Below are 20,613 nucleotides of genomic sequence, written 5' to 3'. Positions count from 1 at the left end.
AACCCACCAAATGAAAAAGAGTTTTTTAAAGCTTAACATCTGTTTAATCCTGTTATCAATTTTGTTAGTTTCTTGTAAAAAAAACGAAAATATAACCTATGATGCCATTAAAGACAGTCTAGAGCTAAATGAAGACGTAGAGGAAAATTTATCTCTAGCTGAACTTATAGCCAGCACGAATCAACTATCGCTTTTAACGGAGGCACTATTGGCAACTGATTTACCAACCACCCTGGATTCCAAATATCCAATCACATTATTTGCTCCAACCAACACAGCTGTCATGGAGCTTTTTGAACTATTGGGAGACGACTATAATAGTTTTGAAGATTTCGATAGCTTGTTGGAACAAGAAATCCTTACACGCATTTTGACTTATCATATGGTGGAGGGAAATTTATCTTCAACCGATTTCGTTACTGGTGAAATGCAAACATTGTATGAGGGAAATACAATCGAGTTTATTCACACTGGAGATACTTTCGTAATCAGCGACGCTTCCGAAATTGATGCCATACCTTTTGTGCTAGATAAAAAAGCGACCGATGGAACGCTACATATAATAGACAAGATTTTGATTCCACAAGATGTTTTTGAATTCTTGAATACCTTGAATCCTCCAAATACGGTTGAAAAAACTATAAAGGAGCTCATTGAGGAAAATGAAGAATTTGCATTTTTGAAAAAAGCTTTAGTACTTACAGGTCTATTGGATACTTTGGGGGAAGACGGACCTTTTACCATCTTTGCGCCTTCAAACAACACTTTGACAGGATTGCTTTCGGCTCTTGGAATTGAATTTGAGAGTCTTGATGATTTCAACACTGAGGAAGAGATAGACTTGCTGCGTGATATATTATTATATCATGTAGTTCCTGGTACATTAGAATCCAAAGACTTTAGGATTGGACCTTTGGTCACGCTTTCTGATGAAAACTCTATTTCAATTGACGAAAATGAAGACGAATATGTTTTAATTGATGCCACAACGTTGAGTTCAGAATTTCTAACAACAGATATCCCTGCTCAAAACGGAATTGTTCATGTGATAGACCGTGTATTGATACCTGAATCTTTGGTCAACCAAGTTGCTAACTCAGTTTCCTTGGCCTTTGAACGTGTTATGGAAAATGCAGGTGAACTTAATACGGCGTTGGAGTTTTTTCGTTTGGTACAAGATCGTATGAATTTGGAGGTACTCTCGGAAAAGGAATTCACTTTCTTTTTTCCATCGGATCAAGCCTTTGTAGATTTATTCAACGAAATCGGTTATGATAAAATTCAGGAGTTCAATAATAGTGAGCAAGGTTTGGAAATCGTAAAAATTATTCTTTCATACCACTGTGTTGAAAATCAGACTCTTAAATCCGAAGATTTTCGTAATGGACAAGTTTTAAATACTTTTCAAGGCGATGAACTAGGCATCCTATTGGAAACCGATATTTTTGTTATAGATAAAACAGCTAAACAGTCAAAATTGATATATGAAGATTTAGAAGTACTCAATGGCTTCATTCATGTTATTGATAAAGTGTTATTACCACAAGAAGTTTTAGATTCCCTGTAAGAATCAAATTCATTAAAACTTTTCAAAAACCCCCAATCCAAATAGGGCGAAATCATATTTAACAGGGTCATTGGGGTCTAGCTTTCGAAGACTTTTGTCTAATTCGGCTAGTGCTTTTGCATCATTTTGCTTCCGTTTGAGCAATTTGAGTTTTCTCGCAACATTTCCAGAATGAACATCTAAGGGACAAGATAGGAGCGAAGGACTAATTCTATTCCATAATCCGAAATCAACACCTGTGGAATTGTCGCGAACCATCCAACGTAAAAACATGTTGATGCGTTTTGCAGCCGAACCTTTTAAAGGGTCACTGACATGTTTGGTCGTTCTGGTTTGATGAGAAAGCTCAAAGAAGGTCTTTTTAAATCCCGATATGGCAGGTTGCATGGAGTCTGAGTTGACATTCTGCGCAAACACACTTTCCAAACCTTTGTGATTTTGATAAATGTTTTTTAAACTTCTGATGAAATAAATAAAGTCAATATCATTAAAAGTTCGATGGACAAACCCTGCAAGTTTATCTAAGTCTGTTTCCTTATGATTCAGAACAAAATCATGAGGAGAATTGTCTAATAGCTCCATCATACGATTTGCGTTGTTAATGATACTTTTTCGATTTCCCCATGCAATCGTTGCAGTTAGAAAAGCACTAATTTCAACGTCTTCTTTTTTAGAAAATCGATGTGGAATTTGAATGGGGTCGCTTTCCAAAAACTTAGGATGATTGTATTGTATCACTTTGGCATCCAGAAATTCTTTGAGTTCGCTTTTGGTCATTCTATAGGAATATCGAGAAGTTGAAATACGACTAATGGTCCGATTAAAATAAGGTTGTAGAGCGAATGTAGTACCATGGCCCATATTAAACCGAAGCGAACGCGAATGAAGCCTAAAAAGAATCCAGCACTAATCTGTGGTGCAACCAATATTGGAGAGAGCAAAAGCGTAGTCTTGGTTATTTCAAAATTTGAAATGTGAATAAAGCCGAAGATTAGGGTAAGTACATAAAAAATGTATTTGAAATAGCTTTTATCTCTAAAAAATACCATAGGTCCTCTGAAAAAGAATTCTTCAAATAAAGGAGCCAGGACTACAGCTCCAAAAAGCAGGAACCATGGAGAATAATTTTCTAATGCCTCCTCAATGGCATGCTTTCCTAATTCAGGATTAAGGAATTCTGCTATAAGTTCCGTGATTCCAGCAAATACAATACTTGATATCAAGGCAATCACCAATAACTTCAATAGAACCTTGAGACGATACGTATCACTCGTATTTTCGTCTTCTTCAAAAAAAGGATTCTTCAAAAAACTCCAGAGCTCTTGCAGCATAATTAGATTTCTAAATATTGGCCACCGTTTTTTCTTGAGAAGTAATCAAGCCATCCACCATGACCAATTTTCGGTCGGCCAAATCCGCTAATTGTTCATTATGCGTCACGATAACAAAGGTTTGCCCGAATTTATCACGTAGTTCAAAAAATAACTTATGTAGAGTATCAGCACTTTCAGAATCTAGGTTCCCACTTGGCTCATCTGCAAATATGATAGATGGACTGTTCACTAAAGCTCGAGCAACGGCGACTCGCTGCTGTTCACCTCCAGATAATTCATTAGGCTTGTGATTGTATCGATGGGAAAGTCCTAGAAAATCAAGTAATTCCTTGGCTTTTTCCTCTGCTGCCCTAGGAGGTGTTTTTTTAATATATGCAGGAATACAAACATTCTCCAAAGCGGTAAACTCTGGAAGCAGTTGGTGGAATTGAAATATGAATCCGATATGTTCATTTCGAAATTTGGCCAACTCTTTATCAGAAAGATTAGTTACTTCAATGCCATTGATAACCAATTTACCATGGGCCTTGTTGGAAGGCACATCCAAAGTTCCGAGAATTTGAAGGAGCGTGGTTTTTCCGGCGCCTGAGGCTCCCACAATCGACACTACTTCTCCCTTTTTTATATGTAAGTCAACTCCCTTTAAAACTTGGAGTTGACCATAAAATTTCTCAATATTCGAGGCTTTAATCATGCTTCTGTTTTTCCAAGGATGAAAGTAAACATTAGGGTGGACATAGCAAAATAGGGTAGTCTATTGATTTTGCAAATAGGAAGATAGTTTTTTGATTTAGGTATACTACATGTGTGTTGAATTTCAGAAGTATCTTAAGAATGCTAATTAAATCTTAATTTTATTTTAACAAGAGAATTATGCGTAAATTTGTTTAGAGATTGTAGAAAAAGAATAAACAAAATAGATTAGATGTCTCCATACCAAAATTTAGAAGAATACAATTTAGAAATAACAGACGAAGTCAAAGAACGCTATTCCTCAATCATTGATGAGATAGGTGAGGATGTCGAACGTGAAGGTTTGGTAAAAACTCCAGAGCGTGCTGCAAAGGCCATGTTGTTTCTGACTCAGGGTTATCAACAAGATGCTGCCGAGATTCTAAAAGGTGCTATGTTCAAAGAAGATTATGATGATATGGTTATCGTAAAGGGTATTGAATTGTATTCGTTGTGCGAACATCATATGCTTCCTTTTTTTGGGAAAGCGCATATTGCCTATATTCCCAATGGACATATTGTCGGATTGAGTAAAATTCCTAGAATCGTTGATGTTTTTGCAAGACGCTTGCAAGTGCAGGAGCGCTTAACACATGATATCTTGGAATGTATAAATGATACCCTAAAACCGAAGGGTGTTGCCGTTGTTATTGAGGCTTCACACATGTGTATGATGATGCGCGGTGTTCAGAAGCAAAACTCAGTAACTACAACTTCAGGTTTCCGTGGTCAGTTCGAGAAAATTGAAACGCGCAATGAATTTTTGAAGTTGATCAGCTCAGATTTAGCTTAAATAAATTTCCACATTCATTTTTAACATTGCGCGGTGTAACCTTTTCAACTATTTAGTGTCTTTAGTTCATAATTAAAATCTAGAATTATGAAAACTCTTTTCTATTTGGTTATTTTACTAAGCACTTTATACTCATTTTCACAAAATGCTGAAACATTAAAAAACTTTGAATCCATTGAAAGTAATATTGGAGCGAAGATTCATATTGTTAAGAATAAGACCCATAAAATTGCAATTTCAAGTGCCCCCGACACATCTTCCTTTATATACTGGGAAGTGGAAAACGGCAATTTGAAGATCAGATCTAAAACCTCAAACCTTAATTACGAGACTATCGAAATCACTATTTATACTCCATCCTTACAGGTGTTGGCTTTATCAAATGGTGGAGTTATAACAATGGATGAAAAATTCTCAAGATTACAAAGCCTTGTTGTTTCAGCTGGCGATAGAGCCATTGTTGATTTATCGAATATTGAATTTAATACATTAATCACAACTTCTAGCGATACCGGTGAAGTGCGATATAAATCAGTCAATACTTTGGTAAGAAGTTCCAAAGAATAAGACAATCAGGAAGTAAAATACAAGTAATTTTAGAATTTATTTTTTTGGCATTAGAATTGATTCTGTTTAAAATGAATTCTTATTTTTAACTATGTCAAATACTAAAGACTCCAAATTTAAAAATCTTTTTCTAGGGCTACTTTTTGATGGTATTGGAATGCTCTCTTTTGCGATTCCATTTATTGGTGATTTTTCAGATATTATCTGGGCTCCTATTGCCGCATGGCTCATGACACGGATGTACAAGGGCAAAGCTGGTCAAGCAGCAGGTGCAGTTACCTTCATAGAAGAAATTGTTCCAGGGCTGGATATCATTCCCATGTTTACAATCATGTGGTTATACACCTATGTATTTAAAGGCGCCAAAAAGGAGACGATAATCGACGTTGAATAATTTCTTAGTCTTTTACCTTACAGGTATTTAATCCTACCAATGCGTATAAAGGACAGAAGCTAATGAAGCTTGTCAATACGAATATCCCTGCCAACGCTAGTAATACGTAAGCTAGTGTTCCTTCAATAATATTCATGTAAAATAAAACGCCAACTACAGTGGCTACAATAAAACGGATAATGCGGTCTGCACCGCCCATGTTTTTCTTCATAATTTTTTAGTTTAAATAGTCAATAGCCAAAACTATAGCTGTCACAATTGAGGCACATATAACACATACCAAAAACAGTTTAAATAGTTTAGTCCTCATAATTCAAATGTAAAAATTGTATTTTTCAGGTATTGTAACATTAGTTACGGACATGGTTCGTATTTGATTGTAATTTTAGTTAACCAACCGGATATTTAGAAATATGAAAAGACGCTTCTTTATAGAAAAAACTGCTTTGGCATCAATGACTGCACTTCTAGGAACTGAAATTGTTCTTGGTGCTTCTATGCCTAAAGGATACACACCATTGGCACTTCAAGATCCCGATCCGTTTAAGATGTTTGGCAAAGATCCGCAAATGGTGGTTCTCAATAGTAAACCATGGAATATGGAAGCGCAGGCACATCTACTTGATGATAAAATAACGCCGGCTAAATTCATGTTTATTCGAAATAATGGACTAATTCCTGAGAATATAGATATCGATAAATGGAACTTGACTATTGATGGTGAGTCCGTACAAGAGGAGAAAACCTATTCCTTGTCCGAATTAAAATCAAAGTTTAAGCGCTACAGTTATCAACTAACATTGGAATGTGGCGGAAACGGTCGAAGTGAATTTGACCCACCAGCAAAAGGGAACCAATGGACGATTGGTGCGGTTTCAAGTGCCGTTTGGACAGGCGTTCGCTTACGAGATGTTTTAGAGGATGCGGGTATTAAAAGTGATGCGGTTTACATCGGATATCACGCTGCTGATTCCCATCTCAGTAGAGACCCAGAAAAAGAGCCAATTTCACGTGGGGCTCCGATGGCTAAGGCTTTACAAGACGAAACTTTGTTGGCCTTTGAGATGAATGGTGAAGATATTCCCCTAGCCAATGGGTATCCGCTAAGACTGGTCGCTGGCGGATGGCCTGCTTCCGTTTCCGGCAAATGGATTAACCGAATCAGCATTCGAAATAAAGTACATGACGGCACGAAAATGACTGGTACAGCCTATCGTGTCCCTTGCAACCCCGTTGCACCTGGTGAAAAGGTGAAAGATGAAGATATGTGTATTATTGAATCAATGCCTGTAAAATCTTTGATTACCTATCCAAAAACGGGTGCTAAAATAGCCGAAGGAAAAAAATTAAAAATTCGTGGTCATGCTTGGGCTGGAGAATTAGAAGTTTCTAAAATGGAGTTTTCTATTGATTTTGGTGCTACATGGCAAAATTGTTCCTTAGAAAAACCAGCGAATCGCTTGGCTTGGCAGCATTTTGCTTCAAGCATTTCTTTTCCAAAAAAAGGCTATTATGAAGTTTGGGCAAGAGCTACGGATGCCCAAGGTCGAGCACAGCCGATGTTGCTTCCGGGTTGGAATCCAAAAGGGTATTTGAATAACGCTTGTCACCGCATAGCCGTAAAAGTAGTTTAAGTGATGGATGAGAATACCAATTTACCAGAACAGATAAAAGCAGTTTATAGAAGCCTGTTTGCCTTTTTAATAGCTTTTTGCATTATCGCAATAGGTTTGATTACCTACATTAAAAATCCGAATTTGTTTAATAATGATTCCAAATCTGCAGAAACAGAATCGGAGTATGTTGCTATACCTCAAGATGATGATTTTGATAAGATTGAAAATGGAATTCACGTGCGAACAGGTTTTGTAGAGGCTGAGGGATTGATGGAAACGGTTAATAATTGTACCAATTGCCATTCCTCAGAACTCGTACTACAAAACAGAATGTCCAAAGAACGATGGATTGCTACAATACGTTGGATGCAGGAAACTCAGAATCTATGGGATTTAGGGGGCAACGAAGCTATTATTGTTGATTATTTGGTTACGAATTATCCGGTGATTGCAAAGGGAAGACGTTCTGCATTAACCGATATCCAATGGTATGAATTGGAGGATTAGCGAGATACTTCTAATATTCCTTGCACTTTTTTCTTGTCGAGAAAGTGTAGAAACGAAAGCGCTCGTCACTTCTGAAGAAGCTTCTAATTATTATAGTATTGAACATCTAATTGATGTTAAAGAGTTGAAAAGGGCTCAAAATGAGGATGCTTTAAAAATTATAGATTTTCGAAAACCGGAAGAATACAAAGCTGGACATATTCCCAATGCGTTAAATATCTGGAGGTCCGATATCGAAGACACAAGTTATCCATATAAAGGCATGGCGGCCTCAAAAATAGTCATGGAAAAACTACTTTCAAGCATGGGTATTCAACCTAATGATATCATTATTATCTATGATGATAAAGGTTTATGTGATGCCGCGCGCTTGTGGTGGGTGTTAAAAACCTATAATTTTAATACTGTAAAATTATTGAATGGAGGTTGGACCGATTGGAAGAAGAATCAAGGTTTAATATCCAATAATCTTCCGAAGATAACCCCATCAAATTTCACATTTTCCGATGCGTTGTCAAATGATTATCTAATACAAAAAGATAGTCTTCAAGCTCAGTTAGATAATGAAAATATAGTTTTGATTGATGCTAGAACAGCGGATGAGTTTAGTGGGAAACGACTGAAAGCAGGAGCAAAGCGAGGCGGTAGAATCCCAAATAGTTTCAATATCGACTGGACGGAAGCCATAAATAGTAGTAATAGAAAGTTTAAATCTCCAGAGGCAATTGAAAAAGTATATGCGCAAATAGGAGTTACTAAAGATAAACCTATTGTTGTTTACTGTCATACTGGAGTTCGTTCTGCTCATACGACTTTCGTACTGACCGAGTTATTAGGGTATGCCAATGTGAAAAATTATGACGGTTCTTGGTCAGAATGGAGTTATTATGATGAATTACCTATTGAAAAAGATAGTGTTACAATAGTTCTAAAATAAGACTATGACAATCTAAAAGCTATGGAAAAATATATAGATGCCTTTGCAAATTCATTTTTAGGGACTGTAAGTTGGACATGGAAGTCTATCTTATTTGAGGTTCCGTGGAATTCTAATTATTTCTGGGGATTAATTCTAATTTCCCTAGTCGTTTGGGGTTTTGAAATATTGTTTCCATGGCGAAAGGAACAATCTATTTTTCGAAAAGACTTTTGGTTGGACGCTTTTTACATGTTCTTCAACTTCTTCATTTTTGCAATTGTAATAAGTGGTGTGTATAAATTGCTAGGTATGGCATTCGCTGATTTGGGAATAACCTCAAAGTCTTTAGCATTAATTGATATTACCACATGGCCGTCATGGTTGCAATTGGTTATTTTCTTTATTGTTTTGGATTTTGTACAGTGGTTTACTCATACGCTTTTGCATCGATACGAGTTCTTGTGGAAGTTTCATAAAGTGCACCATTCCGTGAAGGAAATGGGTTTTGCAGCCCATTTGCGCTACCACTGGATGGAAAATATTCTCTACAAACCTTTAAAGACTTTCGGGGTAATGATTTTAGGAGGCTTTGAACCTGAGCAAGCCTATATTGTTCATTTTACCGCTATAGCCATTGGTCATTTTAATCATGCCAATATTAAACTCACGTGGGGCCCTTTGAAATATATTTTAAACAATCCCGTGATGCATTTGTATCATCATGCCTATACTCTTCCAGAGGATAGGAGTAGGGGAGTTAATTTCGGAATCAGCCTTAGTCTCTGGGATTATATATTCAAAACAAACTACATTCCTGAAAATGGAGGGAAAATTGAATTGGGCTTTGCCGGGGATGAAGAAATGCCTAAAAGTTTCTTTAAGCAATTAACCTTTGGTCTCGGAAAACCAAGACCAAAGGCGTAATTGATACAATCTATTCTTATTTTCCTATTGAACAACAGTCAGGTTAAAGGTCTGCGCAATATCCGTTTCACCACCTGCGCCTGCTAAGGTTCCATCGTTAGGTTTGGTTGGTTCATGTCGTAACGTAATCTGCAATGAACCAGTTCCAGCATCACCAGTAGTTAGTGTAAAGTTAATTCCGACTGGATTTCCATTACCGTCTTCGTCTGTGTATGCGATACTCGCTATGGAACCTGAGGGACCGAAAATGAATTGGTGTTCATCAGCCTCTGCTTCTACTTCTTCAGTGATATCTTCAGCAGGAGATTCTGTCTCATTCAAGAGTTCTATGGTTCCTGCATAGGTTGTACTTGCTGTCAAATCACCAGAAACTGAAATTGTAGGCGCATTTGGTCCATCACCATCCAAATCTTGAGATTGTAAGGTAATCGCCGTTGCACCTGCTGCTGTAAGCGTAACATTCATAGTCGTGATTACTTCTTCTTCATTTACTGGTGCTGGCGGGTCGTCATCGTCTGAACATCCAACAAAAAGACTTGAACTGATTAAGACGAATAAAACTAAAATTGATTTCTGCATCGTGTTTTTATAATTTTTCATTTGTATAATTTTTAATAGTTAATAATTTAGTTTTAATTGTAGACTTATGTTTCTTCCCAAATCGTCGGCGAAGTAACGTTGTCTATTTAAGTAATTTCTATAATTTGTATTTAAAAGGTTTTCAGCACTTACCGACGTGGTAAGTTTGCCGTTTCCAAAAACTGAAAATGCCATTTGAGCATCCAAGTTTAAGAGATGATAAGCCTCCGGAGGAGTATTTATTTCCAACAAAACTTCCTCCTGTAGCCCTGGCGAAAAAATAGTGATATTGGGTGGGAATTCGTTTTGTCGAAAGGCATATCTACTTTCAAGTCTAATTTCAAAACCATTCCATTCAGGTTTCATATAGGTCAATGTGTTTCCGAAGCTTACTGGTGGAATTTGAATCAAAGCTTGATCTTTAGAAATATCTTTTCCTTTTACCAAAGAAAAACTGTGATTGGTTTTCCAATTGGTATGAAACTCCGTATACGCGGTAAAATCTACTCCGATAAGCCTTGTATCTGTTTGACGATATGTCCATACAGGAAAAGCACCTCTGATAGTGAATTCAACTCCCGTTGGCTCCAAAAGGATAAAATCTGAAATGAAATTCACATATGGCTCGACAGAATACCCCCAACTATCAAAATCTTTGCTTTGCGATAGCGAGACCTTATGCGAAGTCTCACTTGAAATACGTAAATCGCCCAATTCTATTCGGGCTGCAGAATGATGTAAACCATCACTAAATAGTTCCGAAGGATTAGGTGCACGTTGTGCCAAAGCATAATTCAGTCGAAAATTACTGCTGTTATTAGGTTCATATTGAAACCCAACGGTGCCTGAGAAATTGTGGTAATCAAACTTCGGATTCGTCAGTAATTGCGTTCCCAAATCATCTACTATCAAACTTTCAAACTCAGTTTCGTACCCGCGCTCCACCCAACGGGATTCCAGATAGAATTTTTGAGCATCAACCCTGTTGAAATCATATCTCACCCCTGCATCCAGAGTAAAGTTTTCATTCAAATAGAAATCGGCAATTAAAAATCCTCCAAAATCGAACTTTTCATAATCAGGAATCAAACGGCGTACTCCCGTTGCGGGATTGGCAAAATTATTTTGAAAACGTGCCAATAACCCCATAGTAAGTGTACGCTTGGAACTTGCATCCCATTTAAAATCTGTTGCGAAAGTGTGCGTGGTAAGCTCCAAATCAATGGCAGCGGTGTTTCGGTCATCGCCTACACGAATATCATATTCAAACCTTCGATTGTTTTGAAAATCGTACTGAACATTCCATTTTCCCAAGCCTTGAAATCTTTTATACACATTTAAGCTTGCAATGTGATGTGTGACTTCTTGCCGTGGTGCGTCAATGTCATAGGTAAATGGGTCGATTACCTCAGGCTGACCTCCGTTAATACTTCGAATTAAATCATCTACATTTCCGATATGAGAGGCACGTAGAATAGCTAATTCTGCATCGAAGAAACTATAGTTCGCCTTCCAACCCCAATCAAACAACTGTTTTCCAACATTAAGTTTGATGCCTATTTCCTTTACTCCCGTATTAGACAACACATAATCTGGAGCTTCGCGATCCCCCAATCTTTTGAAGGAAGCTTGACCATTGGCAAACCATCCACTTTCATAGGTTTTGCTCAATTCAGAACTAATGTTTCCACCTCGACCATTGGTCATTGCGTTCAACAAGCTTTTACCAAAAAGCGAATCTTTTTTAATTATCTTCTGAGGTGACACTACGATAACTCCACCAATGGCATCGCCTCCGTATTGTAATGCTGCCGCACCTTTTATAACAGAAATTGAACCCGACCCGTTGATATCCATATTGGGCGCATGTTCTTCACCCCATTCCATATCTTGCATGCGAACACCGTCGTTCAAAATAAGCACACGACTACCATTCAAACCATGAATACTGGGCTTAACGATATTCGAACCTGTATTTAATGAAGATACACCTGCGATTTCTCGAAGCGCATCACCAATACTTTTCCCGCTAAAACGTTCAATCGTATTGAGGTTTAAAGTTTGCTCTGAAGCGGAATTCGTCTCCTTTTTAACTAAATCACCAACTACTTTTACTTCTTGTAGTTCCTCTAAATGGTGTTCTAAACTTACTTTTTTAAAGGTATCACCCTTCATAGTAATGGTTATGAACTGTGATTTGCAATCCGGATGAAAGATTTCCAATTCTAAAACTCCATCACAAATCCCTTCAAATCTGAATTTTCCATCAGATTTGGTTATGGTTGTTAATGGTGTTCCTGTTATTAGTATGGTGGCACCTTCTAAAGGAGTATTGTCATGAAAATCAACAACTTGCCCTAGAAGTATGGATTCACAATTTTGAGCGAATCCATTACCAGCAGTACTTAAAAGAAATAGCATAAACGCAAATTTCTTCATCGTGTCTTGTTCGAATAAAATTAAAAGTATTTACGGCTTCTGAGAATTAGGAAGTAAGGGGAGGACCCCGAAGAGCAAAAGATAGTCTTTGATATTGGCTCAGAAAAGTATAGTGATTCTTATCCCTTTCTTTTGTAAAAGGAGCCAAGAATTCTTGAACATTTACAAAAACCGGATAATGCTGTGGAGAGAGTTTGAATTTCTGAAAGTCGCAATCAAATTCCACTTCATGAACGTGGGTAGTACTCTTGTCAAAACAAAACAGCTCTTGATGTTCAAAAAGTGCATGTGCTGTCTTAATCGCAGTAGGGGCGAAGATTGCCACTACCAAAAGAATTGCTAAGATATTAGTGCAAAATTGTTTCAAAAAAACTTTCACGCGATAAAAGTAAAGAATTTATGGATGAAGATAGTTAAGGAAAGTCTAATTATTTATCTTCTTTAAAAATGAATCCCAATCCAAAACGACTTAGCATTTTCTTTTCGAAATTCCAGAAAAACTGAAATTGCCCGAAAATCCATCCGAATAGCACCAATAGAATTTGATAGAAAATGAGACTTACAATAACAAACAGGGTCCAATAAACAAAAACATTCAAGTTTTCCTTGTTGATACCCAATAACTTAACAATGGGTCTTCCCACAACGACACTTGAACTTCCAGTAATGGCAAATACGATGAAGATGCGGATCATTTCCCACCGATAATTCACTATCCATTTATTTTCTAGTTTTTTAAAAATAAAAAGACAGAGTTTTACTATCAAATATGACAATACCAACGCAACACTGATATTTAAGAAAAAATTAGTGTCTTTGGTCATGATTTTGGCAAATTTGAAGGAGCTATAAAGAATTCCAACGATTCCTAAAAAGGGGAATATTAGCTGCCAATTTTCTTGTATTTGCCAGCGTTCTTTGAACTTCAGCATGAATCAATTTTTAGAGAGCAAATATACATACTACTTTATATTCTAGCGGAAAAAGGGCCTAGTCTTTGCCTGTATTTTCTTTGAAAATAAATGAAGTAATTGTAGAGTTTATAATTTACTTCGTAACCATAATCTATGTTTTGCTGATAGTCAATTTGCATTTCATATAAATTCGGACTAAATCTAGATGGTTGTAAAACCCTTTGATTCCAGTTTGTTACCATAATTTGATTCCGCGTTTCTAAAAAGGATTGTGAATAATACCCTTCAGGTCTAGCGATACTTTGTAGCCAAATATTGAACCCAGGTTCTATAATAATGATTTCGTATTCCGTCTCATCGCTTGAAATATTAATGGTGTCGCCTTCGGTTTGACTGAAAGCTTCCTTTTCTGCATCAGTAATATCAGGAATATCTACTGTTTCTTTAGCGCTTCCACAACTAGCAACACAAATAATAATGGCTAGAATAGAGAGAATTGATATAATCTTTTTCATAGGTTTAAGGTACAAAAAAACCGCTCTTCTTGAAGTGAGCGGTTTTGTTAAATATGTTTTCAAGAATGTTACTTTCCAAATAATCCTCCAAGAAGTCCACCAAGACCACCTTTCTTTTGGCCACCACCCATCACCATTCCAGCTACATCATCTAAGATACTACCGTCGCCATCTGCATCAAGTAATGTGGTGATTAAACTCTGATTTTGCTGTGGTTGCCCACCTAGCATACTTCCTAATAAGCTATTCATACCATTGGCATCACTAACATTGCTTTGCGCAGTTTGTTTACCCACAAAGCCCATTACGATTGGTGCGGCTATTTTAAGAATATTAGCAATTGCGCCAGCATCCATACCTGATTTTTGACTCAGGGCATTTTCAACATTCCCTTGTTTTCCTCCAAAAAGGTGACCTAAAATACCAGCACCATCATTTGTCACGGCTTCGTCAACACCGCCACCGAAAAGGCCTCCAAGATCATCAAGGATCCCACCGTTATGTTTTCCTGATAACGCACTCATTAATCCCTGAGCCCCTTGAGGTGTTGATACATTCTTCTTCATAGCACCCAAAAGTAATGGCATTGCCATGCTTAATACATCTCCTGTTTTATTTTCTGGTTGACCAGTTTGACCGGCCACACCACTTATTAGTTGTTTGCCCATAGGGCTGTTAAGTAAATCAAGTAATCCTGACATTTTAATTAGTGTTTTAATATTGAAAGTGTAATGTACAAATAAAGCATCAATACTCCTTAAATGTACCTGCTAAAATTATTTTAGCAATTCAATTATCTGAATAGCAAGTTCTGTGCCAATTCTATCTTGCGCTTCACCGGTTGCCGCTCCTATATGTGGCGTTAACGAAATATATGGATTCATCAATATCTTAATCTCTGGAGTTGGCTCGGATTCAAAAACATCTAACCCTGCAAAGGACAACTTTTTATTGTCTAAAGCTTTCACCAAGGCCACCTCATCAATAACTCCACCTCTTGCAGCATTGATAATTCCGGCTCCATCTTTCATTAAACTTATTTCCGACTTTCCGATAACATATTCTTTTTGGGCTGGAACATGAACAGTCACAAAATCAGCTTCTTTTAATAATTCCTCCTTTGAGATACTTTTAAAATCAAAAGAAACAGATTGTCCATCAAAAAAAGTAAGACTTACCGAAGTAGCATCCATATAAGGGTCAGAATAAATGACTTTCATTCCCACTCCTAAGGCTATTTTTGCCGTTGCTTGTCCAATTCTACCAAAACCAATGACACCCAAGGTTTTTCCTCTAAGCTCAGTGCCTTTAGCATAGGCCTTCTTCAAATCTTTAAACTTACTGTCGCCGTCTAATGGCATATTACGGTTGGCATCATATAAAAAACGTACACCACCATATAAATGTGCAAATACCAATTCTGCTACGGATTCTGATGACGCGGCTGGCGTATTAATGACATGTAAGCCTTTTTCCTTGGCATAGGCTACATCAATATTGTCCATACCGACACCACCTCTACCTATCAATTTTAAGCTTGGGCAGCCGTCAATTATATCAGTTCGCACCTTAGTTGCACTTCGAACCAATAGTCCAACGATTTCATTTTCATTAATGAAGTTAACAAGCTGTTCTTGAGCAACTGTTGTAGTTAGAACTTCAAAACCTGCTTTTTGTAATGTGTCAATTCCTGATTGTGATACACCGTCGTTTGCTAATATTCTCATGATTACCCTTTTCTTTCCATTTCACTCATAACATCAACTAACACACCCACACTTTCCAAAGAAAGGGCGTTATACATTGATGCCCGATAGCCGCCTACAGAACGGTGACCATTGAGTCCATTAATACCGGCTTCTTTTAACATGGAATCAAATTCTTCTTTTAGTTTTTCATCAGTAATATTAAATGTAGCATTCATGTGCGAACGGTCTTCTTTGTTGGCATAGCCTTGAAAAACCGGACTCAAATCAATTTCAGAATACAGCAATCTTGATTTCTTTTCATTAATTTCCTCCATAGCCGCTATACCGCCCATATCTTTCAACCATTGCATGGTCAACATCGAAACATATACAGGAAAAACCGCTGGGGTATTAAACATACTATCCTTTCCAATGTGAACCTTATAGTCAAGCATTGATGGTATTTGACGCGAAACTTTACCTAAAATATCTTCCTTAACTACGACTAAGGTTGTTCCCGCGGGTCCCATGTTCTTCTGAGCACCTGCATAAATCAAATCGAATTGAGTGAAATCCATTTGTCTTGAAAAGATATCTGAACTCATGTCACAAACCAAAGGAGCATCTGCTGTAGGGAACTTCTTCATTTGTGTTCCAAAAATGGTATTGTTAGAAGTGAGGTGTAAATAATCCAATCCTGATGGGATGGCATATCCTTTTGGAATGTATTTAAAGTTTTCATCCTTAGAAGAACCCACTTCAATTACCTCACCAAAAAGTTTAGCCTCTTTGATTGATTTGTCGCTCCAAGTACCGGTATTCAAATAACCGGCTTTGGTTTCCAACAAATTATAAGCAATCATTAAAAATTCCATGCTAGCCCCACCTTGCAAGAACAAGGCTTTATAGCCTTTTCCCTCTAGACCTAAAAGTTCCAAAGCAAGAGCGCGTGCGGTTTCCATAACCTCGACAAACTCTTTACTTCGATGCGAAATTTCAACTAATGATAACCCCAAACCATTGAAATCCACTACAGATTCAGATGCTTTCTTTAAAACTTCTTGAGGTAGAATACAGGGTCCTGCACTAAAATTATGTTTTTTCATGAATGTGTTTTTAGGTCTAGAAACGAGTTTGAATTAAGCAGTTAAAGGTCTTAAAAATCTAGAGAATGATTACCATACAAATACCATTAAATCTGTGATGTTTTTAACAGGAAGTCAACAGTGTCAATTCCATCTGCGTAATCCTTCAATTCAGGTCTTTGCGTTTGTCCAAATGAAATTTCACCTTCTACAAAACCTTTGGCTACTATACATTGTATCTTTTCGGCTTCAATATTCAGTTTACGCTTTAGTTCTTCGGATGAATTATAGGTCTCATAAAAAACAGATGCAATAGGGGAGGAATAACTAGAATCTTCCTTTAACATTAGGAAGCCATTTTCAAGAATTTTGAAATCACTCATCAAATACACTGCTTTATTATAGTCGTAATTGTTCGCGTATTTGGCTTGTTGAATAATAGGGTTGAATTCATAAATAGCTTCGAAAAACACATCAAAATCATATTCTTGAGGGACAAATAGTTTAGAGACGCTTCTGCAACCTAGTCCGTAATACCTGAAAATATCTTCGCCTAATGCAGCGAGTTCTTGAGGAGTTTCATTGCCTGTAAGAACAGCGATAGAATTTCGATTTCTGCGTATAATATTTGGACCTTTTGAAAAATAATGTTCAAAGTATCGGGCTGTGTTATTGCTTCCGGTGGCGATTACGGCATCAAAATTTTCAAGCTTTTCTTCTGTAAATGTAATTTTGCCTTTTAACGAAGGTTCAATCTCCATTAGATATTTGGCAATAAGTGGAAACAGCGTTTTATCATTACTGGATAATTTGGCTAGGACCGCATTTCCTGTTATAAGAACGGATAAGAAATCGTGAAAGCCAACTAAAGGAATGTTGCCGGCCATAATAATAGCGACTGTTTTAGACTTATTGACTTCAACGGAATAGTTTGAAAGCCATGCGGATAGCTTTTCATCCGTCAGTAGTTCGCCCCATCCCATTAGTGCATAATGAATATTTTCTTCAGTAAACCAACCGTTGTGATGTTTTGCAAGAGCGATTACTTCGGTAAAGGTTTTATGCCATTCACTGCCTGAGATATTACCATTGCAAAATTCTCGAAAAAATGTGCCAAGTTTAACGAAAGCAATAAATGTTTTCCGTTGGTCGTTCATATATTTGTTCAAAATTGTGTTAGGGATTACCTTTGCGCAAAAATAGTGATACTGAATTGATTTCGAGTTGTCAGATTAGATGTAGATAAACGAGACGGATACTGAAACTAGTTCAGCTTAAAGAGAAAATTATGGCAATTATAATAACGGATGAATGTATCAATTGCGGTGCTTGCGAGCCTGAATGCCCAAATACTGCGATTTACGAAGGAGCTGATGAATGGCGTTATAGTGACGGAACTTCATTAAACGGAGACGTAGTTCTACCTGACGGAAAAGCAGTAAATGCGGACGAAGTTCAAGAACCAATAAGTGATGAAATCTACTATATTTCTCCGGACAAGTGTACCGAGTGTATGGGTTTTCACGAGGAGCCACAATGTGCAGCCGTCTGCCCGGTAGATTGCTGTGTACCTGATGAGGATAGGGTAGAGAGCGAAGAAGTGCTTTTAGGCAAACAGGCTTTTATGCACCCTGATGGATAGTTTTTGGTCTATAGACGATAGTTGTAAGTAAAAAAAATGAATAAAAACCTGAGCTTTGGCTTGGGTTTTTTGTTTTCAAAAAGGAACAACATGTTTAATCGCAAGGAGCTTAAATTTCTTTGCGAACCTCGCGTAAACCCTTGCGGGCTTTGCGTTTAAAGAAAGTACAATCGTGTTAACCTTCCAATATCTTAGCAGCAATCTCCTTTAAAAACTTTGCACTTACCATTGCCGTGACATTGTTTATATCCCTTGTCGGATTGTACTCAACGATATCAGCGCCAAGAATAGGGACATCGATATTCTGAATAATATGAAGTACTTCTCTTGTACTTAATCCTCCCGGTTCATGATGGGAAACACCTGGAGCAAATGCTGGGTCGAGACCGTCGATATCTAAAGACAAATAAATTGGATTTTTGAACCTTGGCAGTTGATTGCTATCAAAATCTTTCATTTGAATAATTTCAACTCCGAATTTATGGGCTTGTTCCTCTTGATGTTTTGATAGTGTTCGGATGCCAATCTGGACCAATCTATTGGCTAAACCATCTTCCATAATACGTGCAAACGGACAAGCATGTGAATATTTGTCTCCTTCAAAATCATCATACAAATCTGCATGGGCATCAATGTGCAATATATCGACCGCTCCGTATTTCTTATAGTGTGCTTTAAGAAGTTGATAAGTAATGGAATGATCTCCTCCCAAGCTTATTAGAGGCATTTCAGGAGCTAAATTTGTTGAAGTAATCTTTTCAATCTCAAAATATTCTTGAATTTCGAAATCTCCTCGATCATCCCAAACTTCGGGAAGTATTTCCATTCCATTTTCTGCAAAGTAGTTGGCAGAGTCGCTGTGATATGCTTTGCGGATTAAAGGCGGAGCTAGGGCAGGACCTCGTAAATAAGATGATTTGTCGTCAAAGAGAATTCCTTGTAGCGTTATTTTTTTGTCCATTGTATCTTGAAATCTATGATGCGTTTAAAGATAGTCACTCAAAGAGAATTTTGTTTGATCTTTTGCTTTAAGAATTCCATTTGTAAAAACTATCTTTGCGCCCGAATTATCAAGTCTAGCGTCTAACGTCTAGTATCTAAAGTCTAGAAAAATGAAAGCAGGTATCGTAGGATTGCCCAATGTTGGAAAATCCACCCTTTTTAATTGTCTGTCAAATGCAAAGGCGCAAAGCGCAAACTTTCCCTTTTGTACAATTGAGCCCAATATCGGTGTAGTAAACGTTCCCGATACACGTTTGGAAAAGTTAGAGGAATTGGTAAATCCTGAAAAGGTAATTCCTGCAACTGTAGAGATTGTCGATATTGCGGGTTTGGTAAAAGGAGCAAGTAAAGGCGAAGGTCTAGGGAATCAATTCTTAGGAAATATTCGTGAAACGGATGCCATACTTCATGTGCTAAGATGTTTTGATAATGATAATATTGTTCATGTGGATGGTTCTGTAGACCCGATTCGGGATAAAGAAACCATTGATATGGAACTGCAGTTGAAAGACTTGGAGACTGTAGAAAAGAAATTAGACAAAGTAAAACGCGCTGCAAAAACAGGAAATAAAGAAGCCCAAAAAGAAGAGGCCGTTTTACTTGCGATTAAAACCGGATTAGAGGCAGGAACTTCAGTTCGTGCTGTTGAACTTTCAAAAGAGGATAGGGCTGAGTATGTAAACCCGTTACAGTTCATTACCGATAAACCCGTAATGTATGTTTGTAATGTGGATGAAGGCGCAGCTGTTTCAGGAAATGATTATGTGGACAAAGTTAAAGCCGCAGTAGCTAATGAAAATGCAGAAGTTGTTGTTTTGGCAGTAGGTACCGAAGCTGATATAACAGAATTGGAAACCTACGACGAACGCCAAATGTTCCTAGAAGACTTAGGCCTTTCTGAACCTGGCTCGGCAAAATTGATTCGTGGTGCTTACAAATTGTTAAATCTTGAAACGTATTTTACTGCTGGAGAAAAAGAAGTCCGTGCTTGGACTATTCCTGTGGGTGCTACTGCTCCTCAAGCTGCTGGTGTCATTCACACTGATTTTGAAAAGGGTTTTATACGCGCAGAAGTTATCGCCTATGAGGACTATGTTAGTTTAGGTAGTGAGATCAAAGTAAAAGAAGCGGGTAAAATGCGTGTTGAGGGTAAAGAATATATCGTTAAAGATGGTGATGTGATGCACTTTAGGTTTAATGTATAAATTCGCATTACTTGTAAATTCCAAATACTAAAATTTTAGTATTCACTTTGGAATTTAGAATTTTAGTTGTGGTACTTGTGCCCGCTAGCGAATTATATCAACAAAGTGTCATTTTCTTTGTTAATTACTTTATAACATAGGGGTTTCATTTTTTTTGAACTAGTCTTATATTAGCCACGCTGCAGATTAAA

Annotated in this window: 24 protein-coding genes; 10 read left to right on the top strand and 14 right to left on the bottom strand. The window is 37.3% G+C overall.

The window, feature by feature from the left end; translation table 11 throughout:
* Positions 1-10 precede the first annotated feature (10 nt).
* On the top strand, positions 11-1,567 hold the full coding sequence (locus tag FEE95_RS13485) for a fasciclin domain-containing protein (RefSeq protein ID WP_171037045.1): 1,557 nt from the start codon (positions 11-13) through the stop codon (positions 1,565-1,567).
* 12 nt (positions 1,568-1,579) lie between these two features.
* Here the strand turns inward: FEE95_RS13485 and FEE95_RS13480 are convergent, their stop codons facing one another.
* From FEE95_RS13480 to FEE95_RS13470, 3 genes are read right to left on the bottom strand one after another with little or no spacing between them, the layout of a single operon-like run.
* The gene (locus FEE95_RS13480) at positions 1,580-2,344 is read right to left on the bottom strand and encodes a TIGR02757 family protein (protein ID WP_138658506.1); all 765 of its coding nucleotides are present in this window, start codon (positions 2,342-2,344) and stop codon (positions 1,580-1,582) included.
* On the bottom strand, positions 2,341-2,898 hold the full coding sequence (locus FEE95_RS13475; protein ID WP_138658505.1) for a CPBP family intramembrane glutamic endopeptidase: 558 nt from the start codon (positions 2,896-2,898) through the stop codon (positions 2,341-2,343). The genes FEE95_RS13480 and FEE95_RS13475 overlap by 4 nt, the downstream gene beginning before the upstream one ends.
* Before the next feature lie 10 nt (positions 2,899-2,908).
* Positions 2,909-3,595: an ABC transporter ATP-binding protein gene (locus FEE95_RS13470; RefSeq protein ID WP_138658504.1), complete on the bottom strand. Its 687-nt coding sequence runs from the start codon at positions 3,593-3,595 to the stop codon at positions 2,909-2,911.
* A gap of 231 nt (positions 3,596-3,826) precedes the next feature.
* Between FEE95_RS13470 and folE the strand changes: the two genes are divergently transcribed.
* The 3 genes from folE to FEE95_RS13455 all read left to right on the top strand — a co-directional run bounded on the left by folE (position 3,827) and on the right by FEE95_RS13455 (position 5,387).
* Positions 3,827-4,426: a GTP cyclohydrolase I FolE gene (gene folE / locus FEE95_RS13465; protein ID WP_138658503.1), complete on the top strand. Its 600-nt coding sequence runs from the start codon at positions 3,827-3,829 to the stop codon at positions 4,424-4,426.
* 87 nt (positions 4,427-4,513) lie between these two features.
* Positions 4,514-4,993 carry a GIN domain-containing protein gene (locus FEE95_RS13460; protein WP_138658502.1) on the top strand — a complete coding sequence of 160 codons (480 nt, stop codon included), beginning with the start codon at positions 4,514-4,516 and terminating at the stop codon, positions 4,991-4,993.
* Between the two features lie 91 nt (positions 4,994-5,084).
* A complete protein-coding gene (locus FEE95_RS13455; RefSeq protein WP_138658501.1) occupies positions 5,085-5,387 on the top strand; it encodes a hypothetical protein in 303 nt (100 codons plus the stop codon).
* 4 nt (positions 5,388-5,391) lie between these two features.
* Here the strand turns inward: FEE95_RS13455 and FEE95_RS13450 are convergent, their stop codons facing one another.
* Positions 5,392-5,598 carry a YgaP family membrane protein gene (locus tag FEE95_RS13450; RefSeq protein ID WP_138658500.1) on the bottom strand — a complete coding sequence of 69 codons (207 nt, stop codon included), beginning with the start codon at positions 5,596-5,598 and terminating at the stop codon, positions 5,392-5,394.
* A 202-nt stretch (positions 5,599-5,800) separates the two neighbouring features.
* Here FEE95_RS13450 and FEE95_RS13445 point away from each other — a divergent pair, with 202 nt between their 5' ends.
* The 4 genes from FEE95_RS13445 to FEE95_RS13430 are packed head-to-tail and all read left to right on the top strand — an operon-like array spanning position 5,801 to position 9,353.
* Positions 5,801-7,021 (top strand): sulfite oxidase, encoded by a 1,221-nt coding sequence (locus FEE95_RS13445; protein ID WP_138658499.1) that lies wholly within the window; start codon positions 5,801-5,803, stop codon positions 7,019-7,021.
* Between the two features lie 3 nt (positions 7,022-7,024).
* Entirely contained in the window at positions 7,025-7,510 is a 486-nt protein-coding gene (locus FEE95_RS13440; protein WP_138658498.1) for a monoheme cytochrome C, read from the top strand.
* Positions 7,494-8,447: a sulfurtransferase gene (locus FEE95_RS13435; protein ID WP_138658497.1), complete on the top strand. Its 954-nt coding sequence runs from the start codon at positions 7,494-7,496 to the stop codon at positions 8,445-8,447. The genes FEE95_RS13440 and FEE95_RS13435 overlap by 17 nt, the downstream gene beginning before the upstream one ends.
* 21 nt (positions 8,448-8,468) lie before the next feature.
* Complete coding sequence (locus FEE95_RS13430) at positions 8,469-9,353, top strand: sterol desaturase family protein (RefSeq protein WP_138658496.1); 885 nt, start codon at positions 8,469-8,471, stop codon at positions 9,351-9,353.
* Positions 9,354-9,377: 24 nt separating this feature from the next.
* Here the strand turns inward: FEE95_RS13430 and FEE95_RS13425 are convergent, their stop codons facing one another.
* The 9 genes from FEE95_RS13425 to FEE95_RS13385 form a co-directional block, all read right to left on the bottom strand.
* Positions 9,378-9,953, bottom strand: coding sequence for a type 1 periplasmic binding fold superfamily protein (locus FEE95_RS13425; RefSeq protein ID WP_238474574.1), 576 nt, complete (start codon positions 9,951-9,953; stop codon positions 9,378-9,380).
* 18 nt (positions 9,954-9,971) lie between these two features.
* Complete coding sequence (locus tag FEE95_RS13420) at positions 9,972-12,371, bottom strand: TonB-dependent receptor (protein WP_138658495.1); 2,400 nt, start codon at positions 12,369-12,371, stop codon at positions 9,972-9,974.
* Between the two features lie 46 nt (positions 12,372-12,417).
* The gene (locus FEE95_RS13415; protein WP_138658494.1) at positions 12,418-12,696 is read right to left on the bottom strand and encodes a hypothetical protein; all 279 of its coding nucleotides are present in this window, start codon (positions 12,694-12,696) and stop codon (positions 12,418-12,420) included.
* 103 nt (positions 12,697-12,799) lie between these two features.
* A complete protein-coding gene (locus FEE95_RS13410; RefSeq protein ID WP_138658493.1) occupies positions 12,800-13,303 on the bottom strand; it encodes a DUF6787 family protein in 504 nt (167 codons plus the stop codon).
* 35 nt (positions 13,304-13,338) lie between these two features.
* Positions 13,339-13,800, bottom strand: coding sequence for a DUF6146 family protein (locus tag FEE95_RS13405; RefSeq protein ID WP_138658492.1), 462 nt, complete (start codon positions 13,798-13,800; stop codon positions 13,339-13,341).
* A 68-nt stretch (positions 13,801-13,868) separates the two neighbouring features.
* Positions 13,869-14,501 carry a DUF937 domain-containing protein gene (locus tag FEE95_RS13400; RefSeq protein ID WP_138658491.1) on the bottom strand — a complete coding sequence of 211 codons (633 nt, stop codon included), beginning with the start codon at positions 14,499-14,501 and terminating at the stop codon, positions 13,869-13,871.
* 75 nt (positions 14,502-14,576) lie between these two features.
* Positions 14,577-15,527 carry a D-2-hydroxyacid dehydrogenase gene (locus FEE95_RS13395; RefSeq protein WP_138658490.1) on the bottom strand — a complete coding sequence of 317 codons (951 nt, stop codon included), beginning with the start codon at positions 15,525-15,527 and terminating at the stop codon, positions 14,577-14,579.
* Positions 15,528-15,529: 2 nt separating this feature from the next.
* Positions 15,530-16,594, bottom strand: coding sequence for a 3-phosphoserine/phosphohydroxythreonine transaminase (gene serC / locus FEE95_RS13390; protein ID WP_138658489.1), 1,065 nt, complete (start codon positions 16,592-16,594; stop codon positions 15,530-15,532).
* A gap of 86 nt (positions 16,595-16,680) precedes the next feature.
* On the bottom strand, positions 16,681-17,730 hold the full coding sequence (locus tag FEE95_RS13385; protein WP_138658488.1) for an acyl-CoA reductase: 1,050 nt from the start codon (positions 17,728-17,730) through the stop codon (positions 16,681-16,683).
* A gap of 131 nt (positions 17,731-17,861) precedes the next feature.
* Between FEE95_RS13385 and FEE95_RS13380 the strand changes: the two genes are divergently transcribed.
* Positions 17,862-18,215 (top strand): 4Fe-4S dicluster domain-containing protein, encoded by a 354-nt coding sequence (locus FEE95_RS13380; protein ID WP_138658487.1) that lies wholly within the window; start codon positions 17,862-17,864, stop codon positions 18,213-18,215.
* Positions 18,216-18,390: 175 nt separating this feature from the next.
* On the opposite strand, the gene speB is transcribed toward FEE95_RS13380, so the two are convergent.
* Positions 18,391-19,176 (bottom strand): agmatinase, encoded by a 786-nt coding sequence (gene speB, locus FEE95_RS13375; protein WP_138658486.1) that lies wholly within the window; start codon positions 19,174-19,176, stop codon positions 18,391-18,393.
* A 151-nt stretch (positions 19,177-19,327) separates the two neighbouring features.
* Here speB and ychF point away from each other — a divergent pair, with 151 nt between their 5' ends.
* The gene (ychF, locus tag FEE95_RS13370) at positions 19,328-20,422 is read left to right on the top strand and encodes a redox-regulated ATPase YchF (protein ID WP_138658485.1); all 1,095 of its coding nucleotides are present in this window, start codon (positions 19,328-19,330) and stop codon (positions 20,420-20,422) included.
* Positions 20,423-20,613 lie beyond the last annotated feature (191 nt).

Source organism: Maribacter algarum (ex Zhang et al. 2020) (assembly GCF_005885635.1).
In the GTDB taxonomy this organism is placed as follows: domain Bacteria; phylum Bacteroidota; class Bacteroidia; order Flavobacteriales; family Flavobacteriaceae; genus Maribacter_C; species Maribacter_C algarum.
Note: the sequence above shows the minus strand (reverse complement) of the source record. Positions and strands in the feature narration are given on the sequence as shown.

Excerpts from the sequence above, each read along its gene's own strand:
- FEE95_RS13485 (WP_171037045.1), top strand. The coding sequence starts at position 11 with ATGAAAAAGAGTTTTTTAAAGCTTAACATCTGTTTAATCCTGTTATCA.
- FEE95_RS13480 (WP_138658506.1), bottom strand. The coding sequence starts at position 2,344 with ATGACCAAAAGCGAACTCAAAGAATTTCTGGATGCCAAAGTGATACAA.
- FEE95_RS13475 (WP_138658505.1), bottom strand. The coding sequence starts at position 2,898 with ATGCTGCAAGAGCTCTGGAGTTTTTTGAAGAATCCTTTTTTTGAAGAA.
- FEE95_RS13470 (WP_138658504.1), bottom strand. The coding sequence starts at position 3,595 with ATGATTAAAGCCTCGAATATTGAGAAATTTTATGGTCAACTCCAAGTT.
- folE (WP_138658503.1), top strand. The coding sequence starts at position 3,827 with ATGTCTCCATACCAAAATTTAGAAGAATACAATTTAGAAATAACAGAC.
- FEE95_RS13460 (WP_138658502.1), top strand. The coding sequence starts at position 4,514 with ATGAAAACTCTTTTCTATTTGGTTATTTTACTAAGCACTTTATACTCA.
- FEE95_RS13455 (WP_138658501.1), top strand. The coding sequence starts at position 5,085 with ATGTCAAATACTAAAGACTCCAAATTTAAAAATCTTTTTCTAGGGCTA.
- FEE95_RS13450 (WP_138658500.1), bottom strand. The coding sequence starts at position 5,598 with ATGAAGAAAAACATGGGCGGTGCAGACCGCATTATCCGTTTTATTGTA.
- FEE95_RS13445 (WP_138658499.1), top strand. The coding sequence starts at position 5,801 with ATGAAAAGACGCTTCTTTATAGAAAAAACTGCTTTGGCATCAATGACT.
- FEE95_RS13440 (WP_138658498.1), top strand. The coding sequence starts at position 7,025 with ATGGATGAGAATACCAATTTACCAGAACAGATAAAAGCAGTTTATAGA.
- FEE95_RS13435 (WP_138658497.1), top strand. The coding sequence starts at position 7,494 with ATGAATTGGAGGATTAGCGAGATACTTCTAATATTCCTTGCACTTTTT.
- FEE95_RS13430 (WP_138658496.1), top strand. The coding sequence starts at position 8,469 with ATGGAAAAATATATAGATGCCTTTGCAAATTCATTTTTAGGGACTGTA.
- FEE95_RS13425 (WP_238474574.1), bottom strand. The coding sequence starts at position 9,953 with ATGAAAAATTATAAAAACACGATGCAGAAATCAATTTTAGTTTTATTC.
- FEE95_RS13420 (WP_138658495.1), bottom strand. The coding sequence starts at position 12,371 with ATGAAGAAATTTGCGTTTATGCTATTTCTTTTAAGTACTGCTGGTAAT.
- FEE95_RS13410 (WP_138658493.1), bottom strand. The coding sequence starts at position 13,303 with ATGCTGAAGTTCAAAGAACGCTGGCAAATACAAGAAAATTGGCAGCTA.
- FEE95_RS13405 (WP_138658492.1), bottom strand. The coding sequence starts at position 13,800 with ATGAAAAAGATTATATCAATTCTCTCTATTCTAGCCATTATTATTTGT.
- FEE95_RS13400 (WP_138658491.1), bottom strand. The coding sequence starts at position 14,501 with ATGTCAGGATTACTTGATTTACTTAACAGCCCTATGGGCAAACAACTA.
- FEE95_RS13395 (WP_138658490.1), bottom strand. The coding sequence starts at position 15,527 with ATGAGAATATTAGCAAACGACGGTGTATCACAATCAGGAATTGACACA.
- serC (WP_138658489.1), bottom strand. The coding sequence starts at position 16,594 with ATGAAAAAACATAATTTTAGTGCAGGACCCTGTATTCTACCTCAAGAA.
- FEE95_RS13385 (WP_138658488.1), bottom strand. The coding sequence starts at position 17,730 with ATGAACGACCAACGGAAAACATTTATTGCTTTCGTTAAACTTGGCACA.
- FEE95_RS13380 (WP_138658487.1), top strand. The coding sequence starts at position 17,862 with ATGGCAATTATAATAACGGATGAATGTATCAATTGCGGTGCTTGCGAG.
- speB (WP_138658486.1), bottom strand. The coding sequence starts at position 19,176 with ATGGACAAAAAAATAACGCTACAAGGAATTCTCTTTGACGACAAATCA.
- ychF (WP_138658485.1), top strand. The coding sequence starts at position 19,328 with ATGAAAGCAGGTATCGTAGGATTGCCCAATGTTGGAAAATCCACCCTT.